Source organism: Micromonospora sp. CNZ309, from assembly GCF_002846525.1.
Genome location: NZ_PJNG01000001.1, coordinates 4,311,053 through 4,337,206, shown reverse-complemented (window position 1 = coordinate 4,337,206; position 26,154 = coordinate 4,311,053). Strand labels below are relative to the sequence as shown.

General features: G+C 69.8%; 22 protein-coding genes and 3 tRNA genes. 24 read left to right on the top strand and 1 reads right to left on the bottom strand.

Features of this window, described 5'->3' with window-relative positions:
- Positions 1-161: 161 nt before the first annotated feature.
- Positions 162-515 (bottom strand): hypothetical protein, encoded by a 354-nt coding sequence (locus tag CLT72_RS18070; protein WP_101412809.1) that lies wholly within the window; start codon positions 513-515, stop codon positions 162-164.
- Between the two features lie 775 nt (positions 516-1,290).
- On the opposite strand from CLT72_RS18070, the gene CLT72_RS18065 reads away from it, so the two are divergent.
- The 24 genes from CLT72_RS18065 (at position 1,291) to rpsJ (ending at position 26,147) form a co-directional block, all read left to right on the top strand.
- Positions 1,291-3,819: a putative bifunctional diguanylate cyclase/phosphodiesterase gene (locus CLT72_RS18065; RefSeq protein ID WP_101412808.1), complete on the top strand. Its 2,529-nt coding sequence runs from the start codon at positions 1,291-1,293 to the stop codon at positions 3,817-3,819.
- Between the two features lie 96 nt (positions 3,820-3,915).
- Positions 3,916-3,988: transfer RNA gene (locus CLT72_RS18060), tRNA-Thr, on the top strand.
- Positions 3,989-4,013: 25 nt separating this feature from the next.
- Positions 4,014-4,086, top strand: a tRNA-Met gene (locus CLT72_RS18055).
- A 132-nt stretch (positions 4,087-4,218) separates the two neighbouring features.
- Positions 4,219-4,386 carry a 50S ribosomal protein L33 gene (gene rpmG / locus CLT72_RS18050; RefSeq protein ID WP_013288652.1) on the top strand — a complete coding sequence of 56 codons (168 nt, stop codon included), beginning with the start codon at positions 4,219-4,221 and terminating at the stop codon, positions 4,384-4,386.
- A 128-nt stretch (positions 4,387-4,514) separates the two neighbouring features.
- A complete protein-coding gene (locus CLT72_RS18045; RefSeq protein ID WP_101412807.1) occupies positions 4,515-4,961 on the top strand; it encodes a MaoC family dehydratase N-terminal domain-containing protein in 447 nt (148 codons plus the stop codon).
- Position 4,962: 1 nt separating this feature from the next.
- Positions 4,963-5,355 carry a MaoC family dehydratase gene (locus CLT72_RS18040; protein ID WP_101412806.1) on the top strand — a complete coding sequence of 131 codons (393 nt, stop codon included), beginning with the start codon at positions 4,963-4,965 and terminating at the stop codon, positions 5,353-5,355.
- A gap of 128 nt (positions 5,356-5,483) precedes the next feature.
- A tRNA-Trp gene (locus CLT72_RS18035) sits at positions 5,484-5,556 on the top strand.
- 214 nt (positions 5,557-5,770) lie between these two features.
- A complete protein-coding gene (secE, locus tag CLT72_RS18030) occupies positions 5,771-6,163 on the top strand; it encodes a preprotein translocase subunit SecE (protein WP_088998337.1) in 393 nt (130 codons plus the stop codon).
- A 38-nt stretch (positions 6,164-6,201) separates the two neighbouring features.
- Entirely contained in the window at positions 6,202-6,924 is a 723-nt protein-coding gene (nusG, locus tag CLT72_RS18025; protein ID WP_088998338.1) for a transcription termination/antitermination protein NusG, read from the top strand.
- A gap of 184 nt (positions 6,925-7,108) precedes the next feature.
- Positions 7,109-7,540 carry a 50S ribosomal protein L11 gene (gene rplK, locus CLT72_RS18020; protein WP_088998339.1) on the top strand — a complete coding sequence of 144 codons (432 nt, stop codon included), beginning with the start codon at positions 7,109-7,111 and terminating at the stop codon, positions 7,538-7,540.
- A gap of 80 nt (positions 7,541-7,620) precedes the next feature.
- Positions 7,621-8,337 (top strand): 50S ribosomal protein L1, encoded by a 717-nt coding sequence (gene rplA, locus CLT72_RS18015; protein ID WP_088998340.1) that lies wholly within the window; start codon positions 7,621-7,623, stop codon positions 8,335-8,337.
- 77 nt (positions 8,338-8,414) lie between these two features.
- A complete protein-coding gene (locus CLT72_RS18010; RefSeq protein ID WP_101412805.1) occupies positions 8,415-9,236 on the top strand; it encodes an ATP-binding cassette domain-containing protein in 822 nt (273 codons plus the stop codon).
- Positions 9,233-9,922, top strand: a complete 690-nt coding sequence (locus CLT72_RS18005) for a hypothetical protein (protein ID WP_101412804.1) — start codon at positions 9,233-9,235, stop codon at positions 9,920-9,922. The genes CLT72_RS18010 and CLT72_RS18005 overlap by 4 nt, the downstream gene beginning before the upstream one ends.
- A gap of 375 nt (positions 9,923-10,297) precedes the next feature.
- The gene (gene rplJ / locus CLT72_RS18000) at positions 10,298-10,843 is read left to right on the top strand and encodes a 50S ribosomal protein L10 (protein WP_088998343.1); all 546 of its coding nucleotides are present in this window, start codon (positions 10,298-10,300) and stop codon (positions 10,841-10,843) included.
- Positions 10,844-10,897: 54 nt separating this feature from the next.
- Positions 10,898-11,287, top strand: a complete 390-nt coding sequence (gene rplL, locus CLT72_RS17995; RefSeq protein ID WP_101412803.1) for a 50S ribosomal protein L7/L12 — start codon at positions 10,898-10,900, stop codon at positions 11,285-11,287.
- A 571-nt stretch (positions 11,288-11,858) separates the two neighbouring features.
- Positions 11,859-15,290 carry a DNA-directed RNA polymerase subunit beta gene (gene rpoB / locus CLT72_RS17990; RefSeq protein ID WP_088998345.1) on the top strand — a complete coding sequence of 1,144 codons (3,432 nt, stop codon included), beginning with the start codon at positions 11,859-11,861 and terminating at the stop codon, positions 15,288-15,290.
- A gap of 80 nt (positions 15,291-15,370) precedes the next feature.
- Positions 15,371-19,258, top strand: coding sequence for a DNA-directed RNA polymerase subunit beta' (locus tag CLT72_RS17985; RefSeq protein WP_088998346.1), 3,888 nt, complete (start codon positions 15,371-15,373; stop codon positions 19,256-19,258).
- Positions 19,259-19,367: 109 nt separating this feature from the next.
- Complete coding sequence (locus tag CLT72_RS17980) at positions 19,368-19,739, top strand: hypothetical protein (RefSeq protein WP_101412802.1); 372 nt, start codon at positions 19,368-19,370, stop codon at positions 19,737-19,739.
- A gap of 482 nt (positions 19,740-20,221) precedes the next feature.
- Positions 20,222-20,566: a hypothetical protein gene (locus CLT72_RS17975; protein ID WP_089003199.1), complete on the top strand. Its 345-nt coding sequence runs from the start codon at positions 20,222-20,224 to the stop codon at positions 20,564-20,566.
- A gap of 491 nt (positions 20,567-21,057) precedes the next feature.
- A complete protein-coding gene (rpsL, locus tag CLT72_RS17970; protein WP_014440718.1) occupies positions 21,058-21,432 on the top strand; it encodes a 30S ribosomal protein S12 in 375 nt (124 codons plus the stop codon).
- A gap of 1 nt (position 21,433) precedes the next feature.
- Positions 21,434-21,904 (top strand): 30S ribosomal protein S7, encoded by a 471-nt coding sequence (gene rpsG / locus CLT72_RS17965; RefSeq protein WP_077938296.1) that lies wholly within the window; start codon positions 21,434-21,436, stop codon positions 21,902-21,904.
- Positions 21,905-21,978: 74 nt separating this feature from the next.
- Positions 21,979-24,075, top strand: a complete 2,097-nt coding sequence (gene fusA, locus CLT72_RS17960; RefSeq protein ID WP_088998348.1) for an elongation factor G — start codon at positions 21,979-21,981, stop codon at positions 24,073-24,075.
- 219 nt (positions 24,076-24,294) lie between these two features.
- Complete coding sequence (gene tuf, locus CLT72_RS17955; RefSeq protein ID WP_088998349.1) at positions 24,295-25,488, top strand: elongation factor Tu; 1,194 nt, start codon at positions 24,295-24,297, stop codon at positions 25,486-25,488.
- Between the two features lie 350 nt (positions 25,489-25,838).
- The gene (gene rpsJ / locus CLT72_RS17950) at positions 25,839-26,147 is read left to right on the top strand and encodes a 30S ribosomal protein S10 (RefSeq protein ID WP_007073037.1); all 309 of its coding nucleotides are present in this window, start codon (positions 25,839-25,841) and stop codon (positions 26,145-26,147) included.
- The last annotated feature ends 7 nt before the right edge of the window (positions 26,148-26,154 follow it).

The window sequence follows — 26,154 nt, the reverse complement described above, 5'->3', positions numbered from 1 at the left end:
CTCGGTCTCGGCCGCGTACGTCTCGGCGAAGCTGTCGTAGTCGTTGGCCAAGGCACGGCCGGCCCGGGGGCGCTCGGGTCAGGAGACATGCGGCCGCTCCGGCAGGTTACGAGGTCCCGTAGGGTCGGTCGCCGGCGATGGCACCGCTCGCCGCCGCTCGGCTACCGGAACTCGTGCACCACCTCGATCGTGCCGACGAGGTGGGCGTTGAACTCGTCCAGATCCTCGGCCGGCACCCACAGCTCCAGGATCGTGTGGCCACCGGCCTGCCGTACGGGGTAGCGGCGGAGGAAGTCGGTCTCGACGTGGAAGCGGGTCACGTAGCCCACGCCGGAGGCGGGCACGTTCCAGTCCCGGGCGATCATGATCGCGTAGTCCTCGTTGAGGACCGGATAGAAGATGGGCTGGTCCGGCAGGCGCGGCGGCCATTTCCGCCATCCCGATTCGCGAACGAGGTCGAGTTCCTTCGGTCCGGTCGGGCGCCACAGCATCGTCGTTCCGTCACCGCTGCCCATCTCGACCTCACCGCCCGCTGTCATGGTGGCCCGGACGGTACCGGCGGGTCACCGATGAACACCACCGCATTCGGCTCCCGGTGGGTCGGGCTTGAGACGGCGCCACCGGAGCGGCCTGCGACGGCGCCCGCGACGCGATCGACAGCACCGTCTACGCCGGCTCCCACGGCCAGGCTGGCTCCCAGGGCCGAGCCGGGCGGCCGGTGCCTGTCCCGTCCGCGCACGAGGTCTGTCGGGCCGCCGGCAGAAGCTGTGGCATGCTGGCGCAGAACGAGTATGGTGGTCGATGTCCGGTCGAGTCTTCCGTCGGCGGGGGGTCGCCGACAAGGGGTGGTGGGTACGTCTGGACTCCCGGGCCTTCCCCCAATTGCGTGGAAGGTCGCAATCCGCAATGTGCGAAGTGCATGGTGCCCGCTCAGCCCCGTGATCAGGGCTCGGTCGGGGCGGCCCGGTGGCCGAACGGCGCAACGTCGTCGACGCTCGGTCCGGCGGTACGCGCACCGCTTTTCTGGGTACCTGCCTTGTGGCACGATCGTGGAACCTCCACCATCCCCGTGAGACTTCCCCGACAGGAGCAAACATGTCTGGTCGAAGGCTGGGCCGGCTGCTTGGCTCGCTTTTCGTACTCGCAGCCCTCGCGAGCGTCGTCTGGGTCGGTGACGCCTGGGGCTCCGCAGAAGCCCAGCTCGGCGACATCATCTGGAACATGCCCGCACCTCGTTGAGCAACCACCGCTCGATGACGTGAGACCGGCGGGCCGGTAAGGGGGCACGGGATGGCGGGTCGTGGCCCCACCGGCCCCCGCTCGACTGAGTACGCGTGGCTGATCACCGGGCCGTTGGCCCTGATCGCCATCGTCTGCACGACGGCGGTCGGCCTCGTCGCGCCGCAGCCGTTCGGCGGGTGGTCGCTAGCGCTGCCACTCCTCGTGGCCATGGTGGCCGCCGGGCTCCCGGTGCTGAACTTCACCGTCCGGCGGCAGTCCCTCGGCGTCACCCTGACCGAGATCCCGCTGGTCCTCGCGTTCTTCCTCGTCGAACCGCTGACGGTCGTCGTGATCTACACGGTCGCGTCGGCGGTGACCCACCTGCGGCACCGCTTCGGCGCGACGAAGTTCTGGTTCAACGTGGGCCGGGCGGCCGCGGGTTCGTCGCTGGCCGTCCTCGTGCTCGAGGCGATGCCGCCCGTCGAGGGCGTCGGCCCGGCCACCTGGCTCAAGCTGTCCCTCGCGGCCAGCATGGTCAACCTGTTGAGCCTCGCCTCGGTCGCCGGCGTGCACACGCTGTTGCAGGGCTGGCAGGCCGGCCGGGGCGCGCTCCGGCAGTCGCCGCCCGCGCTCCTGGCCGCGATGATCAACGTCGCCAGCGGCATGATCGTCCTCATCCTCATCGCGGCCACCTGGTGGTCGCTGCTGCTGCTGGGGACCCTCCTCGTCGCGCTGGCCCTCGTCTACCGGGCGTACGCGCAGTTCTTCCGGCAGCACCGCACCCTCACCGACATGTACGAGCTGAGCCGCGCGGTCAGCGAGAGCGGCGAGTACGGCACCCTGCCCGACGCCCTCCTGGGCCGCGTGCGCGCGCTCATGCAGGCGGAGTACGCGACGCTCTGGCTGCCCGCGCAGGGCAGGCACCCCGAGGTGCTGCTCACCGCCCGCAACGACGCCCCCGGTCTGCTCGACTTCGCCAAGACCCCGGTCGTCCTGCGGGAGCGGGCCCGGGACGCGGGCCGCACCGTGGCCGTCGGCCGGGGGTTGACGACCGACGGCGACCTGCGCGCCCCGTTGTCGGCGCACCGGGTCAAGGACGTCATCGTCCTCCCTCTGCGCTCCGGTCAGGCGGTCATCGGGACGCTGGAGGTGGCCAACCGGCTGGGGGACAGCAACTACTTCGTCCGCACCGACGTGCCGCTCTTCGAGACGGTGGCGGCGCACGCGGCGGTGGCGCTGGAGAATTCGCGGCTGGTCGACCGGCTCCGGCACGACGCCAGCCACGACACGCTCACCCGGCTGCCCAACCGGCGGCGGATCACGGGCGCACTGGAGGAGGCCGTCAAGATCCGGGCGCCCGGCGAGGTCGTGGCCCTGCTGCTGTTCGACGTCGACCGGCTGCGCCAGGTCAACGAGTCGCTCGGGCACGCCGCCGGCGACAAGGTCCTGGTGGAGGTCGCCAACCGGCTGCGTGCCTGCGTACCCTCGTCGGCCCTGGTCGGACGGGCCGGCGGGGACGAGTTCCTGGTGACGCTGCGGCTGGAGAGCGCGGAGGCGGCGGTGGAGCTGGCCGCGCAGCTGCGCGAGCAGATCCGCGACGAGATGGTCTTCGACGCGCTCACCCTCGACGTGGACACGGCCGTCGGTGTCGCCGTGCATCCCGACCACGGCAGCGACGCGGCGTCCCTGCTGCAACGGGTAGACCTGGCGGCGACGGCGGCCAAGTCCGTGCCGGGCAGCGTGCAGCTGTTCAGCCCGGCGCTGGAGTCGCGGTCGCTGCGGCGGCTCGGCCTCGCCGGCGACCTGCGGCGGGCCCTGGACGACGGCGAGCTGGAGGTCTACTTCCAGCCCAAGGTGACGCTGCGCGACCGTCGGCTGGTCGGCGTGGAGTGCCTGGCCCGCTGGGAGCACCCGGCGCACGGCACGGTCGCGCCGGAGGACTTCGTGGCGGTGGCCGAGCACACCGGCCAGCTCGGCCGGTTCACCGAGCTCGTGCTCCGGGAGGGGCTGCGGCGCAGCCGGGACTGGACGCACGCCGGCCAGCCGCTCGCCGTCGCGGTCAACCTCTCCGCCCGTACGCTGACCGACCAGCACTTCCCGGCCCGCGTCAAGGAGCTGCTCGACGAGTACGGCGTAGCGCCGCAGCTGCTCACGCTGGAGATCAAGGAGGCCGGGGTGCTGGACGGCACCGACCGGCCCATCCCGACCCTGCGGCGGCTGCGGGACCTCGGCGTACGGCTGTCGGTGGACGACTTCGGCACCGGCGACTCGTCCCTGGCCCACCTGCGCCGGCTGCCGGTGCACGAGGTGAAGGTCGACCGCTCGTTCGTGCAGGGCATGGCGACGGACCCGGGCGATCTGGCGATCGTCAACGCGGTGGTCACGCTCTCCCAGCAGTTCGGCCTGGCCGTGGTCGCCGAGGGCGTGGAGAGCGAGCTGACGCTGGAGTTGCTCCAGGACATCGGCTGCGAGATCGGCCAGGGCTTCCTGTTCAGCCGCCCGCTGCCGTACGAGCGGCTGGAGGCCTGGTTCGGCGCCCAGGTGGACCCGGAGACGATCTCGCCGGGGGAGCTGCCCCGGCTGCGGGCCGTGCCCTGATCTGCGGAAACGCCCTGGTGGGGGATCCGATTTCATCTCCGCCGCACGGCCGTGTAATGTATCCCCTGCGCGTCACCCCTCGGGGAGATCGCGCAGGCCCCCTTAGCTCAGTCGGCAGAGCGTCTCCATGGTAAGGAGAAGGTCTACGGTTCGATTCCGTAAGGGGGCTCAGAGGGTCCGGCTGGACCCGCCACGGCGGTGTAGCTCAGATGGCAGAGCAAGCGGCTCATAATCGCTGTGTCGCCGGTTCAAGTCCGGCCACCGCTACTCTCGTCCACCGGGCCAGCTCCCGGCGGTCGGTGGGATGGGCGCCACAGGCGCCCACTTTGCATGTCCGCGCCGTCAGCGCGTAGGCTGATGCGCCGTAGTTGTTACCCGTAGCGAGGAAGGCACTCCGCCGTGGCGAAGGCGACCGATGTCCGGCCGAAGATCACTTTGGCGTGTGTGGAGTGCAAGGAGCGCAACTACATCACGCGCAAGAACCGTCGTAACGACCCCGACCGCATCGAGCTGAAGAAGTTCTGCCCGCGGGACGGCAAGCACACGGTCCACCGCGAGACCCGCTGACCCACGGCCGGCTCCGCCGGTCAGGTCCTCAGGCACTTCCCGATCGCCGGTCCGTACGGGACGGCGCGGCTCCGGCCGCCGCCGACCGTACGGACCGGCGATCGGCGTATGCGTGTAGGTTCGCGGGCATGTCCCTGGACCCGTCCTTCGTCGGCCGGACGTATCCGCCGACCGCCCCCTACCAGGTGGGCAGAGAAAAGATCCGCGAATTCGCCACGGCGATCGGCGCCGCCGATCCGGCCCACCACGACCCGGCGGCCGCCCGTGCGCTGGGCCACCCGGACGTGGTCGCCCCGCCGACTTTCCCCATCGTGCTGACCCTGGCGGCCAACCAGCAGATCATCGACGACCCGGATCTCGGCGTCGACTACAGCCGCGTCGTCCACGGCGACCAGCGCTTCGCCTACACCCGTCCCGTGGTGGCGGGGGACGAGCTGGTCTGCGTCAGCGTCATCGACGACGTCAGCAGCCGTGGCGGGCACGGCTTCCTGACCACCCGCACCGAGGTCGCCACCGCGGCCGGCGAGCCGGTGGTCACGGTCTGGTCGAAGCTCGTCGTACGTGGGGAGGGCTGAGATGGAGCTGCCAACCAGGACGTTCCGGGTGACGCGCGCGGACCTGGTCCGCTACGCCGGCGCCTCCGGGGACTTCAACCCGATCCACTGGAGCGACCGGACCGCGACGAAGGTGGGTCTGCCGGGCGTGATCGCCCACGGCATGTTCACCATGGCGCTGGTGGGCCGCGCGGTGGCGGAGTGGGCCGGGGCGCCCGACGCGATCGTCGACTACAACGTGCGTTTCACCCGGCCGGTGGTCGTCCCCGACGACGACGAGGGCATCGAGATCGAGGTCTCGGCAAAGGTCCGGGAGGTCACCGAGGACGGCCTGACCAGGCTCGACGTGACCGCCGTCTGCGGTGGCGAGAAGGTGCTGTCGCAGGCGCGGGCGACCGTCCGGACGGCCCGCTGACCAGGCTCTCGACGCGCGAGGGGCAGACCGGTTGGGAAAGTCGTGCCGCTACCCGTACACTGGTCCGCCGTGGGGCAAGTAACCCCTGCACGGTCGTGCATGACCGGGTGGGGCGAGCATTGCCGCACAGGGGTGTAGCTCAATTGGCAGAGCAGCGGTCTCCAAAACCGCAGGCTGCAGGTTCAAGTCCTGTCACCCCTGCGCCTCAGGCCTGACCGTTCCCGTGGGTCGCGCCGCCGTACGGCGGCGTCCGGCCCGTGGTGGTGGCATCGGCGGGGTGGCCCCGAGGCATTCGGGCCCTCCCGGCTGATCCGCCGGCCGCGGCCCGTCGCGGGACGGTTGGTCCGGCCGGCGTGACCAAGCGCCGCGCACGCCCGACAGCGTGCGACCCCGACATCCCGCGACGGAGGGCGAAGTGGCCGACAAGAAGCGGCGCGGCGAGGACGCCGGCGACGACCGTCTGCACGACGAGGTCGTCGACGACGTGGCCGACGACGACGCCACCGACGCGGAGGAGCCGGTTTCCCGCGGCGGCACCGCGACGCGGTCGCGGGCGAAGGCGGATTCGGCGGACAGCAAGCCGAAGACCAAGGCGGAAACCGACCGGGTCGGTCTGTTCGGCCGCATCGCCCGATTCATCCGCGAGGTCGTGGCGGAACTGCGTAAGGTCATCTGGCCGACCCGCAAGGAGCTGCTGACCTACACGGCCGTGGTGGTCGCCTTCGTCGCGGTGATGCTGACGATCGTGGCCGGCCTTGACTTCGCCTTCGCGAAGGGCGTGCTGTGGGTCTTCGGCAACCCCAGCTGACCGGCCGACTGAGCCGATAGTGACGGAAGTGAGCGAGCGTGCCTGAGTACGACGAGACCGCCGAGACCACGGACGAGCAGTCCACGGTGGCGACGGCGGCTGGTGACGAGTCGGTCGAGGCCGCCAGCGAGCCGGAGTTCCCCACCACCGAGCCCGCGCCGGACGAGGACTACGACCCGGTCGCCGAGCTGCGGCAGAAGCTGCGCTACGCGCCGGGCGACTGGTACGTGGTGCACTCGTACGCCGGCTACGAGAACAAGGTCAAGACCAACCTCGAGACCCGGATCACGAGCCTCGACATGGAGGACTACATCTACCAGGTCGAGGTGCCGACCCGGGAAGAGGTGGAGGTCAAGAACGGGAAGCGGTCGCAGATCCAGGCCAAGGTCTTCCCGGGCTACATCCTCGTCCGGATGGAGCTGACCGCCGAGTCCTACTCCTGCGTTCGCAACACGCCGGGCGTCACCGGCTTCGTGGGCGCCACGGACCGGGCCGACCGGCCGGCCCCGCTCTCCCTCGACGAGGTGCTGAAGTGGCTGGCGCCGGCGGTCGAGACCGAGCAGAAGAAGGCCAAGCCCGAGATCAAGGTCCTCGACTTCGAGGTCGGCGACTCGGTCACCGTCACCGACGGCGCCTTCGCCTCGCTGCCGGCGACGATCAGTGAGATCAACGCCGACCAGCAGAAGCTCAAGGTGCTGGTGTCGATCTTCGGCCGCGAGACGCCGGTGGAGCTGAACTTCAACCAGGTCGCCAAGATCTGACGTCCGGAGCGCCGGCGGTGGGCAGCGGCCCGCCGCCGGCGTACCCGTTCCGCCCTCGCGCCCGACCTCGGCGCAGGCGACGGCGGGACGCTGCGCTACTCTAGAACGTCGCCGCTGTCGCATCGCGCTGACCGTGCGCGCCCGCGGCCGGCACCTTTCCCAGTTTCAAGCCCCAGGAAGAGACATGCCTCCGAAGAAGAAGCTCGTCAAGACGTTCACGCTTCAGCTGCCGGCGGGCCAGGCCACTCCGGCGCCGCCGGTCGGCCCCGCGCTCGGCCAGCACGGCGTGAACATCATGGAGTTCTGCAAGTCCTACAACGCGCAGACCGAGTCCCAGCGGGGCGACATCGTCCCCGCCGAGATCAGCGTCTACGAGGACCGCAGCTTCACCTTCGTGCTGAAGACCCCGCCCGCCGCCCGGCTGCTGATCAAGGCCGCCGGTGTGCAGAAGGGCTCGGGCGTCCCGCACAAGGAGAAGGTCGGCTCGGTCAGCCGCGCCCAGCTGCGTGAGATCGCCGAGAAGAAGATGGCCGACCTCAACGCCAACGACATCGACCAGGCTGAGAAGATCATCGCCGGCACCGCCCGGTCGATGGGCCTCAACGTCACCGACTGACCTCGGTAACCACCAGATCCAGTTCGTGGGAGGGCGCGCGGACCCCGCAGCCCGCCATAGACCACAGGAGTACGCAGAACATGCAGCGCAGCAAGAGCTACCGCAAGGCCGCCGAGGTCATCGACCGGTCGAAGCTCTACACCCCCGCCGAGGCCGTGAAGCTGGCCAAGGACACCACCACCGCCAAGTTCGACGCCACGGTCGAGGTCGCCATGCGCCTCGGCGTCGACCCCCGCAAGGCGGACCAGATGGTCCGTGGCGTGGTCAACCTGCCGCACGGCACCGGTAAGACCGCCCGCGTGATCGTCTTCGCCGCCGGCGCGAAGGCCGAGGAGGCCGTCGCCGCCGGTGCGGACGAGGTGGGCACCGACGAGCTGGTCGCCCGGATCCAGGGCGGTTGGCTCGACTTCGACGCGGCGATCGCCACGCCGGACCAGATGGCCAAGATCGGTCGGATCGCGCGGATCCTGGGCCCGCGCGGTCTCATGCCGAACCCGAAGACCGGCACGGTGACCATGGACGTCACCAAGGCCGTCTCGGACATCAAGGGCGGTAAGATCACCTTCCGGGTGGACAAGCACTCCAACCTGCACCTGATCATCGGCAAGGCCTCGTTCTCCGAGTCCCAGCTGATCGACAACTACGCGGCGGTCCTCGACGAGGTCCTGCGGGCCAAGCCGTCCGCCGCGAAGGGCAAGTACCTCAAGAAGGTCACCCTCACCACCACCATGGGCCCGGGCGTCCCGGTCGACCCCAACGTGGTGAAGAACCTTCAGGAGGCCTCGGCCGAGGGCTGATCCTCAAGCACCCGTGACGGGGCGTCGCCACATCGTGGCGGCGCCCCGTTCCGTGTCCGTTGTGGCATGCTCGGCCGGTGCGCCTGGAGAACGTCTGGCTGCGCTACCGGCGGCGGGGACCGTGGGTGCTGCGGGAAGCCGCGGTGCGGGTCGGCCCCGGTGAGGTCGTGGTCGTGCTCGGTCGCAACGGCGTGGGCAAGTCGACCCTGCTCCAGGTGGCCGCCGGGGTGCTGCGCCCGAGCCGGGGGCGGGTGACCGGTCGACCCCGGCACGTCGGGTGGGTGCCGGAGCGCTTTCCGGTCGACCAGCCGTTCACCGTCGCGCACTACCTGACCGCCATGGGCCGGGTCGCCGGCCTCGACCCGGCCGCCGCCGCCCACGCGGTCGACCACTGGACGTCCCGGCTGGGCCTGGCCGGGTTCCACCGCGTCCGGCTGCCGGAGCTGTCCAAGGGCACCGCCCAGAAGGTCGGCCTGGCCCAGGCGATGCTGCGTACGCCCGGCCTGCTGGTGCTCGACGAACCGTGGGAGGGCCTCGACGCCGCGACCCGGGACCTGGTCCCCGCGCTGATCGACGAGGTGGCCACGGCGGGCGGTTCGGTGCTGGTCAGCGACCACCGTGGCGAGATCGCCCGGCTGCCCGGCGCCCGCCGCTGGACGGTGGCGGACGGCACCGTCACCGAGGCCGCGCCGTCGGCGGACGCGCCGCTCGCGGTGGTCGAGGTCGCGGTCCCGGCCGCGCGGGTCGAGGGCACCGTCGCCCGGTTGCGCGCCGAGGGCCACCGGATCGTCGGCGTACGCCGGCCCGCCGCGCCCGCCCCCGACGGGTCGTTGCCGGGGGCCGTGGACGCGGTGGGAGCCCCGGAGGCCACGGGCGGGACCACCGGAGGGTCGTCGTGACCGCGCTGCTCCGGCTGCGACTGGCGGGCTTCCTGCGTACGGGACGCGCGCTGGCCCCGGTGCTGGCCGGCCTGGTGGCGCTCGGCGTCCTCTACGGCGGCGGGCGGGCGCAGCCGGGGGAGGCATACGGCGTCTCGGCGGTGGTGCTTTTTCCGGTGCTCGCGTGGCAGACCAAGGTGCTGCTGGACGTCGAGCCGGACGTGCAGCGCCGGCTGGCCCAGGCGGTCGTCGGGGTACGCCGGGAGCGGCTGGCGGGGCTGCTGGCGGCCGGCGTGGCCGGGCTCGGCACGGTGGCCGTCGCGCTGGTCTTCCCGTGGCTCGTCGGCGGGGTCACCGGCCCGGTCGAGCCGGGTGACCGGTCGGTGCCGGTGGGCGTCGCCGTCGGGCTGTGGGCGCACCTGCTGGCCGTACCCGCGGCGGTGGCGCTCGGGGCGCTGGCCAGCCGCGCGTCGACGGGCAGCGCCGGCTACGGCGTCGCGGTGCTCGCGCTCGGCTGGGTCGGCGCGGTCGTGCTCGGCCTGGGCGGGTCCGTGGCGCCGTGGCTGGCGCCGCCGGTGATGGCGACCGCGCGGGCCGCCGCCGACGGGCTGGCCGCGTCGACCGTGGTGCTGCACACCGCCTGGGCGGCGGCCTGGAGCGCGGCGGCCGGCGCCGCGTACCTGTGGCGGCGGCGCACCCGGCCCTGACGGTGCCCCGCCCCGGCGCGTGGGGGAGGTCGGGGCGGTCGCCCGGACGGGTCGGCGTGCGGGGGTGACCGGGGCCACGTCGGGGGCGATTTGGTGGTCGCGGGGGTCCTCGCGTAACCTGGGCCGCGAAGTTCCACCCAGAGACCGCTGGTCACCGTGCCCCGGCACGGTCGAAGGTCCCGCGACTACGGGCGACCCGCGCAGGGCGGTAAGCGAAAATCGGTGCTGAGCATGGTCCGCCGACCGTGTCCTCGTCCCGGCCCTCGCCCCGTGCGCCCTGCGCCGGGGCTTTTCTCGTTGTCGTGGCGCCTCCGCCCCCGTCGAAAGCTCCGGCCGACGACGGTGACCGGCCTCGAGTAACGAGAGAGGAGGGACATGGCGGACAAGCCGATCCGGGCCGACAAGGCCACGGCCGTCGCTGAGCTGACCGAGAGCTTCCGCAACGCGGGTGCCACGGTGCTGACCGAGTACCGCGGTCTGACGGTTTCCCAGCTCACCCAGCTGCGGCGCTCGCTCGGCCAGGAGACCAGCTACACGGTCGCGAAGAACACGCTCGCGAAGCGTGCCGCGACCGACGCTGGCATCTCCGGCCTCGACGAGATGTTCACCGGTCCTACCGCGCTGACTTTCGTTTCGGGCGACGTCGTCGAGGCGGCGAAGGGGCTTCGCGACTTCGCGAAGGCCAACCCGAAGCTCGTCATCAAGGGCGGTGTCTTCGAGGGCAGGGCCATTACCGCGGCCGAGGTCACGAAGCTCGCCGACCTGGAGTCCCGTGAGGTGCTGCTGGCCAAGCTGGCCGGCGCGATGAAGGGCAACCTGAGCAAGGCCGCGGCCCTGTTCCAGGCCCCGCTGTCGAAGACCGCCCGTCTGGCGGCCGCCCTGCAGGACAAGCGCGAGAAGGAGGGCGCCGAGGCGGCCTGAGGCCCCGCGGCGCACCCAGTTCTTACCTAACAGATTCAGGAAAGGACGCCAGACATGGCGAAGCTCAGCACCGACGAGCTGCTCGACGCGTTCAAGGAGATGACGCTGATCGAGCTCTCCGAGTTCGTGAAGCAGTTCGAGGAGACCTTCGAGGTCACCGCCGCCGCTCCGGCCGCGATGATGGTTGCCGGCCCGGGTGCCGGTGCCGCTGCGGCCGAGGCCGAGCCCGAGAAGGACGAGTTCGACGTCATCCTCGAGGCTGACGGCGGCAAGAAGATCCAGGTCATCAAGGTCGTGCGCGAGCTGACCGGCCTGGGCCTCAAGGAGGCCAAGGACCTGGTCGAGGCCGCTCCGAAGGCCGTCCTGGAGAAGGCCAACAAGGAGACCGCCGACAAGGCCAAGGCCAAGCTCGAGGGCGAGGGCGCCAAGGTCACCCTCAAGTGACCTGACGTACCACCAGGCGCGCGTCCGGCTCGGGTGAGCCTGGGCACACGCGCCACGGCGGGCGGTGATCCGACACTGGATCGCCGCCCGCCGTCTTGGTGGATCCGGCGGCAGGCGCGGTGAGCAGGGCGTGGGCGTTCCGAAGCGGTCGGTTGCCGCGCCCCGGCGGTAGCCCGTGGGTGGGAAAGAAGCAGCGACCCGGATGCCGGGCCTTGACGCGGCCCCGGGCTGACAGGCACGCTGACACAGCAAGACCTTCCGCGCTTGCAACGGCCACCACTTGGGTAATGGCAGCGGCGACACCGTCGGCTGCGACACCTGAGCGGCCCGGCAGGAACGTCGCGTTCCGAGCGGCCCGGTGAGACCCTCTTCGAGGGGTCCCGAGGCACGTTCCGCGACGACCTGCGGGGTGGGCTGGACAGCGGTTAGCCTCTCGGCTACACTGCTAGTTTGCGCTGCCTTCCGACTTGACCCCTGCTCGGAAATGTCCGTTTACGGATATTTCTGGTGGGGTCATTGGAGTGCACGCGTACCAGCCGTTATGCAGCACCGGTCCTCGGAAGGACGCATCTTGGCAGCTTCCCGCCCTGCGAAGACCAGTCGTACGTCGAGCGCATTCGCTCCCCGCCGAGTTTCATTCGGCAGGATCACCGAACACCTCGAGGTCCCCAACCTCCTCGCCATCCAGAACGAGTCCTTCGACTGGCTCGTCGGCAACGAGGCTTGGCAGGGCCGGTCGGCGGACGACCCGCACGCACGCTCGGGTCTCGCGGAGATCCTCGACGAGATCAGTCCCATTGAGGACTTCTCCGGCACCATGTCGCTCTCCTTCTCGGCTCCGCGCTTCGACGAGGTCAAGGCCTCGATCGAGGAGTGCAAGGAGAAGGACCTGACCTACTGCGCCCCGCTGTTCGTGACCGCGGAGTTCACCAACAACACCACCGGCGAGATCAAGAGCCAGACGGTGTTCATGGGTGACTTCCCGATGATGACGCCGAAGGGCACCTTCATCATCAACGGCACCGAGCGCGTCGTGGTCAGCCAGCTCGTCCGTTCGCCGGGCGTCTACTTCGACAAGCAGCCGGACAAGACCTCCGACCGCGACCTCACCAGCGTCAAGGTCATCCCCAGCCGGGGTGCCTGGCTCGAGTTCGACATCGACAAGCGCGACACCGTGGGCGTCCGCATCGACCGCAAGCGCCGGCAGGCCGTCACGGTCCTGCTCAAGGCCGTCGGTTGGTCGGCCGAGCGGATCCGCGAGCGGTTCGGCTGGTCCGAGCTGATGATGACCACGCTCGAGAAGGACCACATCGCCGGCGCGGACGAGGCGTTGCTCGACATCTACCGGAAGCTCCGCCCTGGCGAGCCGCCGACCCGCGAGAACGCCCAGACCCTGCTCGACAACCTCTTCTTCAACCCGAAGCGGTACGACGTCGCCAAGGTCGGTCGTTACAAGTTCAACAAGAAGCTCGAGCTGGAGGTGCCGATCACGACCGGCACCCTGACCGAGGACGACATCGTCGCCACCGTGGAGTACCTCTGCCGGCTGCACGCCGGTGAGGACGGCTACGAGGCCGACGACATCGACCACTTCGGCAACCGGCGCCTGCGTACCGTGGGCGAGCTGATCCAGAACCAGGTCCGGGTCGGTCTGTCCCGGATGGAGCGCGTCGTCCGCGAGCGGATGACGACCCAGGACGTCGAGGCGATCACGCCGCAGACCCTGATCAACATCCGTCCCGTGGTGGCGGCGATCAAGGAGTTCTTCGGCACGTCGCAGCTGTCCCAGTTCATGGACCAGACCAACCCGCTGGCGGGTCTGACCCACCGGCGCCGGCTGAGCGCGCTCGGCCCGGGTGGTCTGTCCCGGGAGCGGGCCGGCTTCGAGGTCCGCGACGTGCACCCGTCCCACTACGGCCGGATGTGCCCGATCGAGACGCCCGAAGGCCCGAACATCGGTCTGATCGGCGCGCTGTCCACCTTCGCCCGGGTCAACCCGTTCGGCTTCATCGAGACGCCGTACCGGAAGGTCGTCGACGGTCGGGTCACCGACCAGATCGACTACCTGACCGCGGACGAGGAGGACCGGTTCGTCAAGGCGCAGGCCAACGCGCCGCTGAAGGCGGACGGCACGTTCGCCGAGGACCGCGTCCTGGTGCGTCGTAAGGGCGGCGAGACCGAGGACGTCGCGCCGTCGGCCGTGGACTACATGGACGTCTCGCCGCGGCAGATGACCTCGGTCGCGACCGCGATGATCCCGTTCCTCGAGCACGACGACGCCAACCGCGCACTGATGGGCGCGAACATGCAGCGCCAGGCGGTGCCGCTGGTCAAGGCCGAGTCCCCGCTCGTCGGCACCGGCATGGAATACCGTGCCGCGGTCGACGCCGGTGACGTGGTCGTCGCCGAGGTCGGTGGCGTCATCGAGGACCTCTGCGCCGACTACATCACGATCCACCAGGACGACGGCCACCGCCGCACGTACCTGCTGCACAAGTTCCGCCGCTCCAACGCCGGCTCCTGCGTCAACCAGAAGCCGGTCGTCTTCGAGGGCGACCGCGTCGAGGCCGGCCAGGTCATCGCCGACGGTCCCTGCACCGACGAGGGCGAGATGGCGCTCGGGCGCAACCTGCTCGTGGCGTTCATGTGCTGGGAGGGCCACAACTACGAGGACGCGATCATCCTGTCGCAGCGCCTCGTGCAGCAGGACGTCCTCACCTCGATCCACATCGAGGAGCACGAGGTCGACGCGCGGGACACCAAGCTCGGCCCGGAGGAGATCACCCGCGACATCCCGAACGTCAGCGAGGAGATGCTCGCCGACCTCGACGAGCGCGGCATCATCCGGATCGGCGCCGAGGTCGTCCCCGGCGACATCCTGGTCGGCAAGGTCACGCCCAAGGGTGAGACCGAGCTGACCCCGGAGGAGCGGCTGCTCCGCGCGATCTTCGGTGAGAAGGCGCGCGAGGTCCGGGACACCTCGCTGAAGGTGCCGCACGGCGAGACCGGCACGGTCATCGGTGTGCGTACCTTCTCCCGCGAGGACGGCGACGAGCTGCCGCCGGGCGTCAACGAGCTGGTCCGGGTCTACGTCGCCCAGAAGCGGAAGATCCAGGACGGCGACAAGCTCGCCGGCCGGCACGGCAACAAGGGCGTCATCTCCAAGATCCTGCCGATCGAGGACATGCCGTTCCTGGAGGACGGCACCCCCGTCGACATCGTGCTCAACCCGCTGGGTGTGCCGTCCCGGATGAACATCGGCCAGGTGCTGGAGACGCACCTCGGCTGGGTGGCGAAGACGGGCTGGAGCGTCGACGGCGACGACGCCGAGTGGAAGCGCCAGCTGCGCTCCATCGAGGCGCACGAGTCGGAGCCGGACACCAACGTGGCCACGCCGGTCTTCGACGGTGCCCGCGAGGAGGAGATCTCCGGCCTGCTGTCGTCGACCCTGCCCAACCGGGACGGCAAGCAGCTGATCGGTTCCACCGGCAAGGCGCAGCTGTTCGACGGTCGCTCCGGCGAGCCGCTGCCGGACCCGATCGCGGTCGGCTACATCTACATCCTGAAGCTCAACCACCTGGTCGACGACAAGATCCACGCCCGGTCGACCGGTCCGTACTCGATGATCACGCAGCAGCCGCTGGGTGGTAAGGCGCAGTTCGGTGGCCAGCGCTTCGGTGAGATGGAGTGCTGGGCGATGCAGGCGTACGGCGCCGCCTACGCCCTGCAGGAGCTGTTGACGATCAAGTCCGACGACGTCCTCGGCCGGGTGAAGGTCTACGAGGCCATCGTCAAGGGCGAGAACATCCCGGAGCCGGGCATCCCGGAGTCGTTCAAGGTGCTGCTCAAGGAGCTCCAGTCGCTGTGCCTCAACGTCGAGGTGCTCTCCAGCGACGGTGTGGCCCTGGAGATGCGCGAGACCGACGACGAGGTGTTCCGCGCTGCGGAGGAGCTGGGCATCGACCTGTCCCGGCGCGAGCCGAGCTCGGTCGAAGAGGTCTGAGGTGGTGGTCCGGGGCAGGGTCACCCTGCCCCGGACCCCGCCGGTTAGCTAGCAGTACAGACGACGACATAGGGGACATAGTGCTCGACGTCAACTTCTTCGACGAGCTGCGCATCGGCCTCGCCACCGCTGACGACATCCGTCAGTGGTCGCACGGTGAGGTCAAGAAGCCTGAGACGATCAACTACCGCACCCTGAAGCCGGAAAAGGACGGGCTCTTCTGCGAGAAGATCTTCGGTCCGCAGCGGGACTGGGAGTGCTACTGCGGTAAGTACAAGCGGGTCCGGTTCAAGGGCATCATCTGCGAGCGCTGCGGCGTCGAGGTGACCCGGTCGAAGGTCCGCCGTGAGCGGATGGGCCACATCGAGCTCGCCGCGCCGGTGACCCACATCTGGTACTTCAAGGGCGTGCCGAGCCGGCTGGGCTACCTGCTGGACCTCGCCCCCAAGGACCTCGAAAAGATCATCTACTTCGCCTCGTACGTCGTGACGAGCGTGGACGCCGAGTCGCGTCACCGTGACCTCTCGACGATCGAGAACGAGATCCTGGCCGAGAAGCGGCAGGCCGAGAACAGCCGCGACTCGGAGATCGAGAAGCGGGCCACCAAGCTCGAGGCCGACCTGGCCGAGCTGGAGGCCGAGGGTGCCAAGGCGGACGTCCGGCGCAAGGTCAAGGAGGGCGGAGAGCGCGAGATGCGCCAGATCCGCGACCGGGCCCAGCGCGAGATCGACCGCCTCGACGAGGTGCTGGACACCTTCCGCAAGCTGGAGCCGAAGCAGCTCGTCACCGACGAACTGCTCTACCGCGAGCTGCGCGACCGCTTCGGCGAGTACTTCACCGGCGGCATGGGCGCCGAGGCCATCAAGGCGCTGGTCCAGAACATGGACCTCGACGCCGAGGCCGAGAACCTGCGCGAGACCATCCGCTCCGGCAAGGGGCAGCGGAAGATCCGGGCGCTCAAGCGGCTCAAGGTCGTCGCGGCGTTCCTGAACACCCGCAACTCGCCGCTCGGCATGGTCCTCGACTGCGTGCCGGTCATCCCGCCGGACCTGCGCCCGATGGTGCAGCTCGACGGTGGCCGCTTCGCGACCTCCGACCTGAACGACCTGTACCGCCGCGTGATCAACCGGAACAACCGCCTCAAGCGGCTGATCGACCTCGGCGCGCCCGAGATCATCGTCAACAACGAGAAGCGGATGCTCCAGGAGGCCGTCGACGCGCTGTTCGACAACGGCCGCCGCGGCCGGCCGGTCACCGGGCCGGGCAACCGCCCGCTGAAGTCGCTCTCCGACATGCTCAAGGGCAAGCAGGGCCGGTTCCGGCAGAACCTGCTCGGCAAGCGCGTCGACTACTCCGGCCGTTCCGTCATCGTCGTCGGCCCGAAGCTCAAGCTGCACCAGTGCGGCCTGCCCAAGCAGATGGCGCTGGAGCTGTTCAAGCCGTTCGTGATGAAGCGGCTGGTCGACCTCAACCACGCGCAGAACATCAAGTCCGCCAAGCGGATGGTCGAGCGGCAGCGTCCGGTCGTGTGGGACGTGCTGGAAGAGGTCATCGGCGAGCACCCGGTGCTGCTGAACCGGGCGCCGACCCTGCACCGCCTGGGCATCCAGGCCTTCGAGCCGCAGCTCGTCGAGGGCAAGGCCATCCAGATCCACCCGCTGGTCTGCACCGCGTTCAACGCCGACTTCGACGGTGACCAGATGGCGGTGCACGTGCCGCTGTCCGCCGAGGCCCAGGCCGAGGCGCGGATCCTGATGCTGTCGTCGAACAACATCCTCAAGCCGGCCGACGGCAAGCCCGTCACCATGCCCACCCAGGACATGGTCATCGGCCTCTACCACCTCACCCACCTCACGGCGGGCGAGAAGGGCGAGGGCCGGGCGTTCAGCTCGGACGCCGAGGCGCGGATGGCGTACGACAACGGCGAGCTGCACCTCCAGGCCCCGGTGAAGATCCGCCTGCGGGGCGTGGTCGGGGTCGACAACGGCGCCGGCGCCGAGGCGTGGACCGCCCCGGAGGGCTGGGTCGAGGGCGACCCGCTGACCGTCGAGACGACCCTCGGCCGGGTGCTGTTCAACGAGACGCTGCCGCAGGGCTACCGCTTCGTGAACTACGAGATCCGCAAGGGTCAGCTCTCCGCGATCGTCAACGACCTCGCCGAGCGCTTCCCCAAGGTGGCGCTTGCCGCCACCCTGGACGGGCTCAAGGAGGCCGGTTTCCACTGGGCCACCTGGTCCGGCGTGACGATCGGCATGGAGGACGTCATCGCCCCGCCGCGCAAGCGGGAGATCCTGGAGCGGTACGAGAAGGAAGCCGACCAGATCGACAAGCAGTACCAGCGCGGTCTGATGACCCCGGAGGAGCGTCGCGGCGAGCTCATCCAGATCTGGACCAAGGCGACCAACGAGGTCGCCAAGGAGATGGACACCGCCCTGCCGCAGGAGAACCCGCTGTGGAAGATGATCAACTCGGGTGCCCGCGGTAACCTCCTCCAGCTCCGGCAGATCGCGGCGATCCGTGGTCTGGTGGCCAACCCGAAGGGCGAGATCATCCCGCGGCCGATCAAGGCCAGCTACCGGGAGGGTCTGTCCGTGCTGGAGTACTTCATCTCCACGCACGGTGCCCGTAAGGGTCTCGCGGACACCGCCCTGCGTACCGCCGACTCGGGTTACCTGACCCGTCGTCTGGTGGACGTCTCGCAGGACGTCATCATCCGCGAGGAGGACTGCGGCACCGACCGCGCCATCCCGATGCAGATCGGCGAGCGGATCGACGGCAAGCTGGTCGTGCACGAGCACGCCGAGACCAGCGTGCACGCCCGGACGCTGGCCGACGACATCAAGGGGCCGGACGGCGTCGTCGTCGCCGAGCGGGGTCAGGACATCAACTCGATCCTGGTCGACAAGATCGTCGCCGCCGGGACGGAGACGGTCCGGGTGCGCAGCGTGCTCACCTGCGAGTCGAAGCTGGGCGTCTGCGGTGCGTGCTACGGCCGCTCGCTGCCGACCGGCAAGACCGTGGACGTCGGCGAGGCGGTCGGCATCATCGCCGCCCAGTCGATCGGTGAGCCGGGTACGCAGCTGACGATGCGTACCTTCCACACCGGTGGTGTCGCGGGTGAGGACATCACCCAGGGTCTGCCCCGTGTGCAGGAGATCTTCGAGGCCCGGGTCCCGAAGGGCAAGGCGCCCATCGCCGACACCCCGGGTCGGATCCGGATCGAGGACGGCGAGCGTTCGCGGAAGATCATCGTGGTGCCGGACGACGGCAGCGACGAGATCGTCTACGACAAGATCTCCAAGCGGGTCCGGCTGCGTACCCACGACGGCGGTCACGTCGCGGTCGGCGAGAAGCTGACCGAGGGCACCATCGACCCGCACGAGCTGCTGCGGATCATGGGTCCGCGGGCGGTCCAGGTCCACCTGACCAGTGAGGTCCAGGAGGTCTACCGCTCGCAGGGTGTGCTCATCCACGACAAGCACATCGAGATCATCATCCGCCAGATGCTCAAGCGGGTGACGGTCATCGACTCCGGCTCGACCGAGTTCCTGCCGGGCGTGCTGGTCGACCGGGCGCTGTTCGAGTCGGAGAACCGCCGGCTCGTCTCCGAGGGCGGCGAGCCCGCCGCCGGCCGTCCGGTGCTGATGGGTATCACCAAGGCCTCGCTGGCCACCGACTCCTGGCTCTCGGCGGCCTCCTTCCAGGAGACCACCCGGGTGCTGACCGACGCGGCGATCAACTCGCGCAGCGACTCGCTCGTCGGCCTCAAGGAGAACGTGATCATCGGTAAGCTCATCCCGGCCGGTACGGGCATCAGCAAGTACCGCAACGTCCGGGTCGAGCCGACCGAGGAGGCGAAGGCCAAGGTCTACTCGATGACCGGCTACCCGGAGACCGACTACGGCTTCGGGCCGGCCAGCGGCCAGGCCGTTCCGCTGGACGACTTCGACTTCGGGTCGTACCGCTAGGCAGCATGATCGACGAGGCCCCCGGCACACGCCGGGGGCCTCGTCGTGTCCGGGCCCGGGGTGGCCCGTGCGGGCGCCGCGGCGCGGCGGACCGGGGCATGATGGGGGCATGACGACCGCACCCGGGCAGGCACCCGTCGCCCAGCCGGGGCCGCCCCGCCATCCGCTCGATCCGGACCCGGTCCGGGCCACGAAGGCGCGCGCGGTCTTCGCGCTGGGCCTGATCGGCGCGTTGACCGGCCTGTTCATCGGCGGCATCGTGCCGGCCACGGTGGCGCTCCAGCTCGCGCGCCAGGCGCGCCGGGAGGCGTACGCCTCGGGGGGTTTCCTCACCGGCGCGGCCTGGCTGCGTCGGGGGGAGCGGCTGGCCTGGGCGGGCCTGGTGCTGGCCGCCGTCAGTGTGGTGGCCGCGGTGGTCCTCGGGGTGGTCCGGCTCGCCGACACGCCCTACGGGCAGGACTTCGCACCGAACGTGGACTAGCCCGACCGTCGGGGACGTGTCCGCGCCGGGCGCGGACGGTCGGCCGGCGGCGGTAGCCTGGCCCGGGTGTCCGTCGCGCGGCGGTGGACGCCGACACGTCGACAGGAGGACCCGTGACGGAACCGGCGCGCCACCCCGGCGATCCCGTGGCGCCCCCCGCCGCGAATCCCGACGCCCCGCCCGGCGGGCAGTGGGCGCGGCCCGACACGGCCCAGAGCGGCCCGTCCGCGCCGGGCTACCCGCCGCCGGTGTCGCCCTGGAGTGCCCCGCCGGCCGCGGGGGAGCCGGGTCCGTCGCCGGTGTCGCCCTGGGGCGCGGGGGAGTCGGGCCCGCCGTCCGTGTCGCCCGGGGGCACCCCGGCTGCGGCTCCGTCGCCGGCTGCGGGCTGGGGCCCGGGCCCGGCCGCCCCGCCCCCGCCCCCACGCGAGGCCGCCCGGCCGCCGAAGCGGGTCGACCCGGTCGCGGGTACGCCGTTCGGCGTCGTGCACCTGGACGTGCCGCCGGTCACCTCCGGCCTGGCCGTGGGCTCGCTGGTGGCCGGCATCGTGTCGACCCTGGTCTCGCTGCTGGTGATCTGCGTCGGCGCGGTCGGCGGTGTCGGCGGCGCGTGGGCGGCTGGCGCGTTCACGGTGCTGGGCGTCCTGGCCGGCGCGGGCGCCGTCGTCGCCGGCCTGCTGGGGATGCGGCAGATCCGGCGCCCCGCGCCCCCGCCGGCCGTCCGGTTCACCGGGCGGGGCCTGGCGGTGGCCGGGGTCTGCTGTGGCGGCGCGGGGCTGGTGCTCAGCCTGCTCGGCCTGGGGCTGGCGTTGCTGTTGGGGCTCGGGTGACGGCCGCGCCCGGCCGGGGGGCCTGACACCGCCGTGACGGGGTCGACGGGCCGCTCCACGGGGAAGCCGGTACACTGGGATCCGTAGGTGCCCACCACGGGCGGGTAGGCGCGACGGACTGGATCGGGCGGGCGGTGGACGCTCCGCCAGCCGCTCCGTTTTGACCTGTGCGGTTGTGGTAGGTACTCTTTCCCCTTGTGCCCGGGCAAGCCCGGGCAACTCGTGCGTGCGCTGGATCCGGTGAGCCGGAGATCGCGTGGGAGCACGACAAAGCCACAGAACCGGCGCGCGGCCTGCCGTGTGCCAGTGCAAGACCCGGTCGACACGCGCGAGCGTCGGCACCGGGACCGTGAGCTGGGCGACACGCCCGACCGCGGGTGCCGGGCCATCGCGAGGTGGCCCTGGTCGGAATGTAGGAGAGTCGGCCATCAGGTCGGCTACGGCAGACGGTGCGGCCGCCACCAGGCGGTCGAAGGGAGCGGAGAAACCCGGTGCCCACGATCCAGCAGCTGGTCCGAAAGGGCCGCCAGGCGAAGACGAGTAAGACCAAGACCCCGGCGCTGAAGGGTTCCCCTCAGCGGCGCGGCGTGTGCACCCGCGTGTACACCACCACCCCGAAGAAGCCGAACTCGGCGCTGCGCAAGGTCGCTCGTGTCAAGCTCAGCAGCCAGATCGAGGTGACCGCCTACATCCCGGGCGTCGGCCACAACCTGCAGGAGCACTCGATCGTGCTCGTCCGTGGCGGCCGTGTGAAGGACCTCCCCGGCGTGCGTTACAAGATCGTTCGCGGTTCGCTGGACACCCAGGGCGTCCGCAACCGCAAGCAGGCGCGCAGCCGTTACGGCGCGAAGAAGGAGAAGAGCTGACATGCCGCGCAAGGGACCCGCTCCGCGGAAGCCGCTGGTCGCTGACCCGGTGTACAACTCGCCGTTGGTCACCCAGCTGGTGAACAAGATCCTCCTGCGCGGTAAGCGTCAGCTCGCTGAGCGCATCGTCTACGCCGCCCTCGAGGGCTGCCGTGAGAAGTCCGGCACCGACCCGGTCGTCACCCTCAAGCGGGCGATGGACAACGTCAAGCCGACCCTCGAGGTGCGCAGCCGCCGCGTCGGTGGCGCCACCTACCAGGTTCCGGTCGAGGTGCGCCCCGCCCGGGCGACCACCCTGGGCCTGCGCTGGCTGGTCACCTACTCCCGCGCCCGTCGCGAGAAGACGATGATCGAGCGCCTGATGAACGAGCTGCTGGACGCGAGCAACGGCCTCGGTGCCGCCGTCAAGCGGCGCGAGGACACGCACAAGATGGCCGAGTCCAACAAGGCCTTCGCGCACTACCGCTGGTAACACCCTGGTTCCGGCGCCCCCGGGCGCCGGAACCGCCACCAGTTGTGTCGAGACGACGATAAGTAGGGATTGAAGTGGCCGCCGCAGACGCGCTCGCCAACGTACGCAACATCGGCATCATGGCCCACATCGATGCCGGTAAGACCACCACCACCGAGCGGATCCTGTTCTACACCGGCATCACGTACAAGATCGGTGAGGTCCACGAGGGCGGTGCCGTCATGGACTGGATGGAGCAGGAGCAGGAGCGTGGTATCACCATCACCTCCGCTGCTACCAAGTGTGAGTGGAAGGGCCACACGATCCAGATCATCGACACGCCCGGCCACGTCGACTTCACGGTCGAGGTCGAGCGTTCGCTGCGGGTGCTGGACGGCGCGGTCGCGGTCTACGACGGTGTCGCCGGCGTGGAGCCGCAGACGGAGAACGTCTGGCGGCAGGCGGACAAGTACAACGTCCCCCGGATGTGCTTCGTCAACAAGCTCGACCGGACCGGTGCCGACTTCTTCCGCTGCGTGCAGATGATGATCGACCGGCTGAACGCCACCCCGCTGGTGCTCCAGATCCCGATCGGCGCCGAGTCCGACTTCATCGGCGTGGTCGACCTGGTCGAGATGCGCGCCCTCACCTGGCGCGGCGAGACCCAGAAGGGTGAGGACTACGCGGTCGAGGAGATCCCGGCTGACCTCGCCGACTCCGCCGCCGAGTGGCGCGAGAAGCTGGTGGAGACCCTGGCCGACGTCGACGACGCGGTGATGGAGAAGTACCTGGAGGGCGAGGAGATCTCCGTCGAGGAGATCAAGGCCGCCATCCGTCGGGCCACCATCGGCGGCAAGGCCAACCCGGTCCTCACCGGCACCGCCTTCAAGAACAAGGGCATCCAGCCGATGCTCGACGCGGTCGTCGCGTACCTGCCGTCGCCGCTGGACATCCCGGCGATCGAGGGTACGGCCACCGACGGCGAGACCCCGATGCAGCGCAAGCCGTCGAAGTCGGAGCCCTTCTCGGGCCTCGCCTTCAAGATCCAGACGGACAAGCACCTCGGCAAGCTCACCTACGTGCGGATCTACTCCGGCACGCTCGAGTCCGGCTCCCAGGTGGTCAACTCCACCAAGGACCGCAAGGAGCGGATCGGCAAGATCTACCAGATGCACGCCAACAAGCGGGAAGAGCGCAGCTCGGCCCAGGCTGGCGACATCATCGCGGTGCAGGGTCTGAAGCAGACCACCACCGGTGACACGCTGTGCGACCCGGCGAACCCGGTCATCCTGGAGTCGATGACCTTCCCGGAGCCGGTCATCGAGGTCGCCATCGAGCCGAAGACCAAGGCCGACCAGGAGAAGCTCAGCACCGCCATCCAGCGGCTGGCCGAGGAGGACCCGACCTTCCGCGTCAAGCTGGACGACCAGACCGGTCAGACGGTCATCTCCGGCATGGGCGAGCTGCACCTGGACATCCTGGTCGACCGGATGCGCCGCGAGTTCAACGTCGAGGCCAACATCGGCAAGCCGCAGGTGGCCTACCGCGAGACCATCCGCCGCAAGGTCGAGAAGGTCGAGTACACCCACAAGAAGCAGACCGGTGGTTCCGGCCAGTACGCCCGGGTGATCATCAGCCTGGAGCCGCTGCCGCTGGGCAACGACGCACCGACCTACGAGTTCGCCAACGCGGTGACCGGTGGCCGTATCCCCCGGGAGTTCATCCCGTCGGTGGACGCGGGCGCCCAGGACGCCATGCAGTACGGCATCCTCGCCGGCTTCCCCCTGGTGGGCGTCAAGCTCACCCTGGTGGACGGCCAGTACCACGAGGTCGACTCGTCGGAAATGGCGTTCAAGATCGCCGGCTCGATGGCGATGAAGGAGGCGGCCCGCAAGGCCGACCCCGCACTCCTCGAGCCGATGATGGCCGTTGAGGTCACCACTCCTGAGGAGAACATGGGTGACGTCATCGGCGACCTCAACTCCCGCCGCGGCATCATCCAGGCGATGGAGGAGCGCAGCGGCGCCCGCGTCGTCAAGGCTCTGGTGCCGTTGTCGGAGATGTTCGGCTACGTCGGCGACCTGCGGTCGAAGACCCAGGGCCGGGCTAGCTACAGCATGCAGTTCGACTCCTACGCCGAGGTTCCGTCCTCGGTCGCGAAGGAGATCATCGCCAAGGCGACGGGTGAGTGACCCTCACCTGACGTGATCGATGATCCGGGGCGGTCGCGGGAGGGTGCTCCCCGCCCGCGACCACCTCGGTCGGGATGCGTGAGACCGGGCCTGTAGGCTTCATCGCCGCAGAACCCACCAAAGCTCTCCGGCCGTCAGGCCGGAAAGGCTGTCGACAGAGTCCTAAGCGCCGACCGGCGCGCCGGGGCGAACGAACCAAGAAGTCCACAGGAGGACCCAGTGGCGAAGGCGAAGTTCGAGCGGACTAAGCCGCACGTCAACATCGGCACCATTGGTCACATCGACCACGGTAAGACGACGCTGACGGCGGCCATCACCAAGGTCCTGCACGACCAGTACCCGGACCTGAACCCGTACACGCCGTTCGACGAGATCGACAAGGCGCCGGAGGAGAAGGCCCGCGGCATCACGATCTCCATCGCGCACGTCGAGTACCAGACCGAGGCGCGGCACTACGCGCACGTCGACTGCCCCGGTCACGCCGACTACATCAAGAACATGATCACCGGTGCCGCGCAGATGGACGGCGCGATCCTGGTGGTGGCGGCGACCGACGGCCCGATGCCGCAGACCCGCGAGCACGTGCTGCTGGCCCGCCAGGTCGGCGTGCCGTACATCGTCGTGGCGCTCAACAAGAGCGACATGGTCGACGACGAGGAGCTCCTGGAGCTCGTCGAGCTCGAGGTCCGTGAGCTGCTGTCGAACCAGGACTACCCGGGCGACGACCTGCCGGTCGTGCGGGTCTCCGCGCTGAAGGCCCTCGAGGGTGACCCCGAGTGGACCGGCAAGCTGCTGGACCTGATGACCGCAGTCGACACCGCGATCCCGCAGCCGGAGCGCGAGACCGAGAAGCCGTTCCTCATGCCCATCGAGGACGTCTTCACGATCACCGGTCGTGGCACGGTCGTCACCGGCCGCGCCGAGCGTGGCGTGCTCAAGCCGAACGAGGAGGTGGAGATCGTCGGCATCCGCGAGAAGTCGATGAAGACCACCTGCACCGGCATCGAGATGTTCCGCAAGCTGCTCGACGAGGCCCGCGCGGGCGAGAACGTCGGTCTGCTGCTGCGTGGCATCAAGCGCGAGGACGTCGAGCGCGGCATGGTCGTCATCAAGCCGGGCACCACGACCCCGCACACGGAGTTCGAGGCGACGGTCTACATCCTCTCCAAGGAGGAGGGTGGCCGCCACACCCCGTTCTTCCAGAACTACCGTCCGCAGTTCTACTTCCGGACCACGGACGTCACCGGTGTCGTCACCCTCCCCGAGGGCACCGAGATGGTCATGCCGGGTGACAACACCACCATGACGGTGAAGCTGATCCAGCCCATCGCCATGGAGGAGAACCTCAAGTTCGCGATCCGCGAGGGTGGCCGCACCGTCGGCGCCGGGTTCGTCACCAAGATCATCAAGTGAGCTAGGTAACCCCGATTAGACCCGCCGCCGGTCGTGCGGCATACTAGTCAGGTTGCGTAACGACAGTTCGCTGCCTGTGTTCGGCTTTCGCTGAACCTCCGGGTGGCAGAGCAGTCGAGCGTAGGGTGGTTGGCGGCCAGTCCGCCAACCACCCTCGCGCGGCGTTCAGGTCGCGGTAGTGCGATCGGCGCCTTGACCCACCGCGCGGTCAGAGTCGCTCCGGAGTCCCGGGGCGGAGCCTGGCCCGAGGGCGCGACACGCCCGACCGCGGGGGTCGGCGAAGTGGGCCTGTGCCAGCCGGTACAGGCGCCCGCAACACAGCGGCATCGAGAGAAGGAACAGAAGCCACCATGGCGGGACAGAAGATCCGCATCCGGCTCAAGGCCTATGACCACGAGGTCGTCGACTCCTCGGCTCGGAAGATCGTCGAGACGGTGACGCGTACCGGGGCGCAGGTCGCGGGCCCGGTGCCGCTGCCCACGGAGATCAACCGTTTCTGCGTTATCCGCTCGCCGCACAAGTACAAGGACTCGCGCGAGCACTTCGAGATGCGCACGCACAAGCGGCTGATCGACATCATCGACCCGACCCCGAAGACGGTCGACTCGCTCATGCGCCTCGACCTGCCGGCTGGCGTCGACATCGAGATCAAGCTGTAGGGACCGG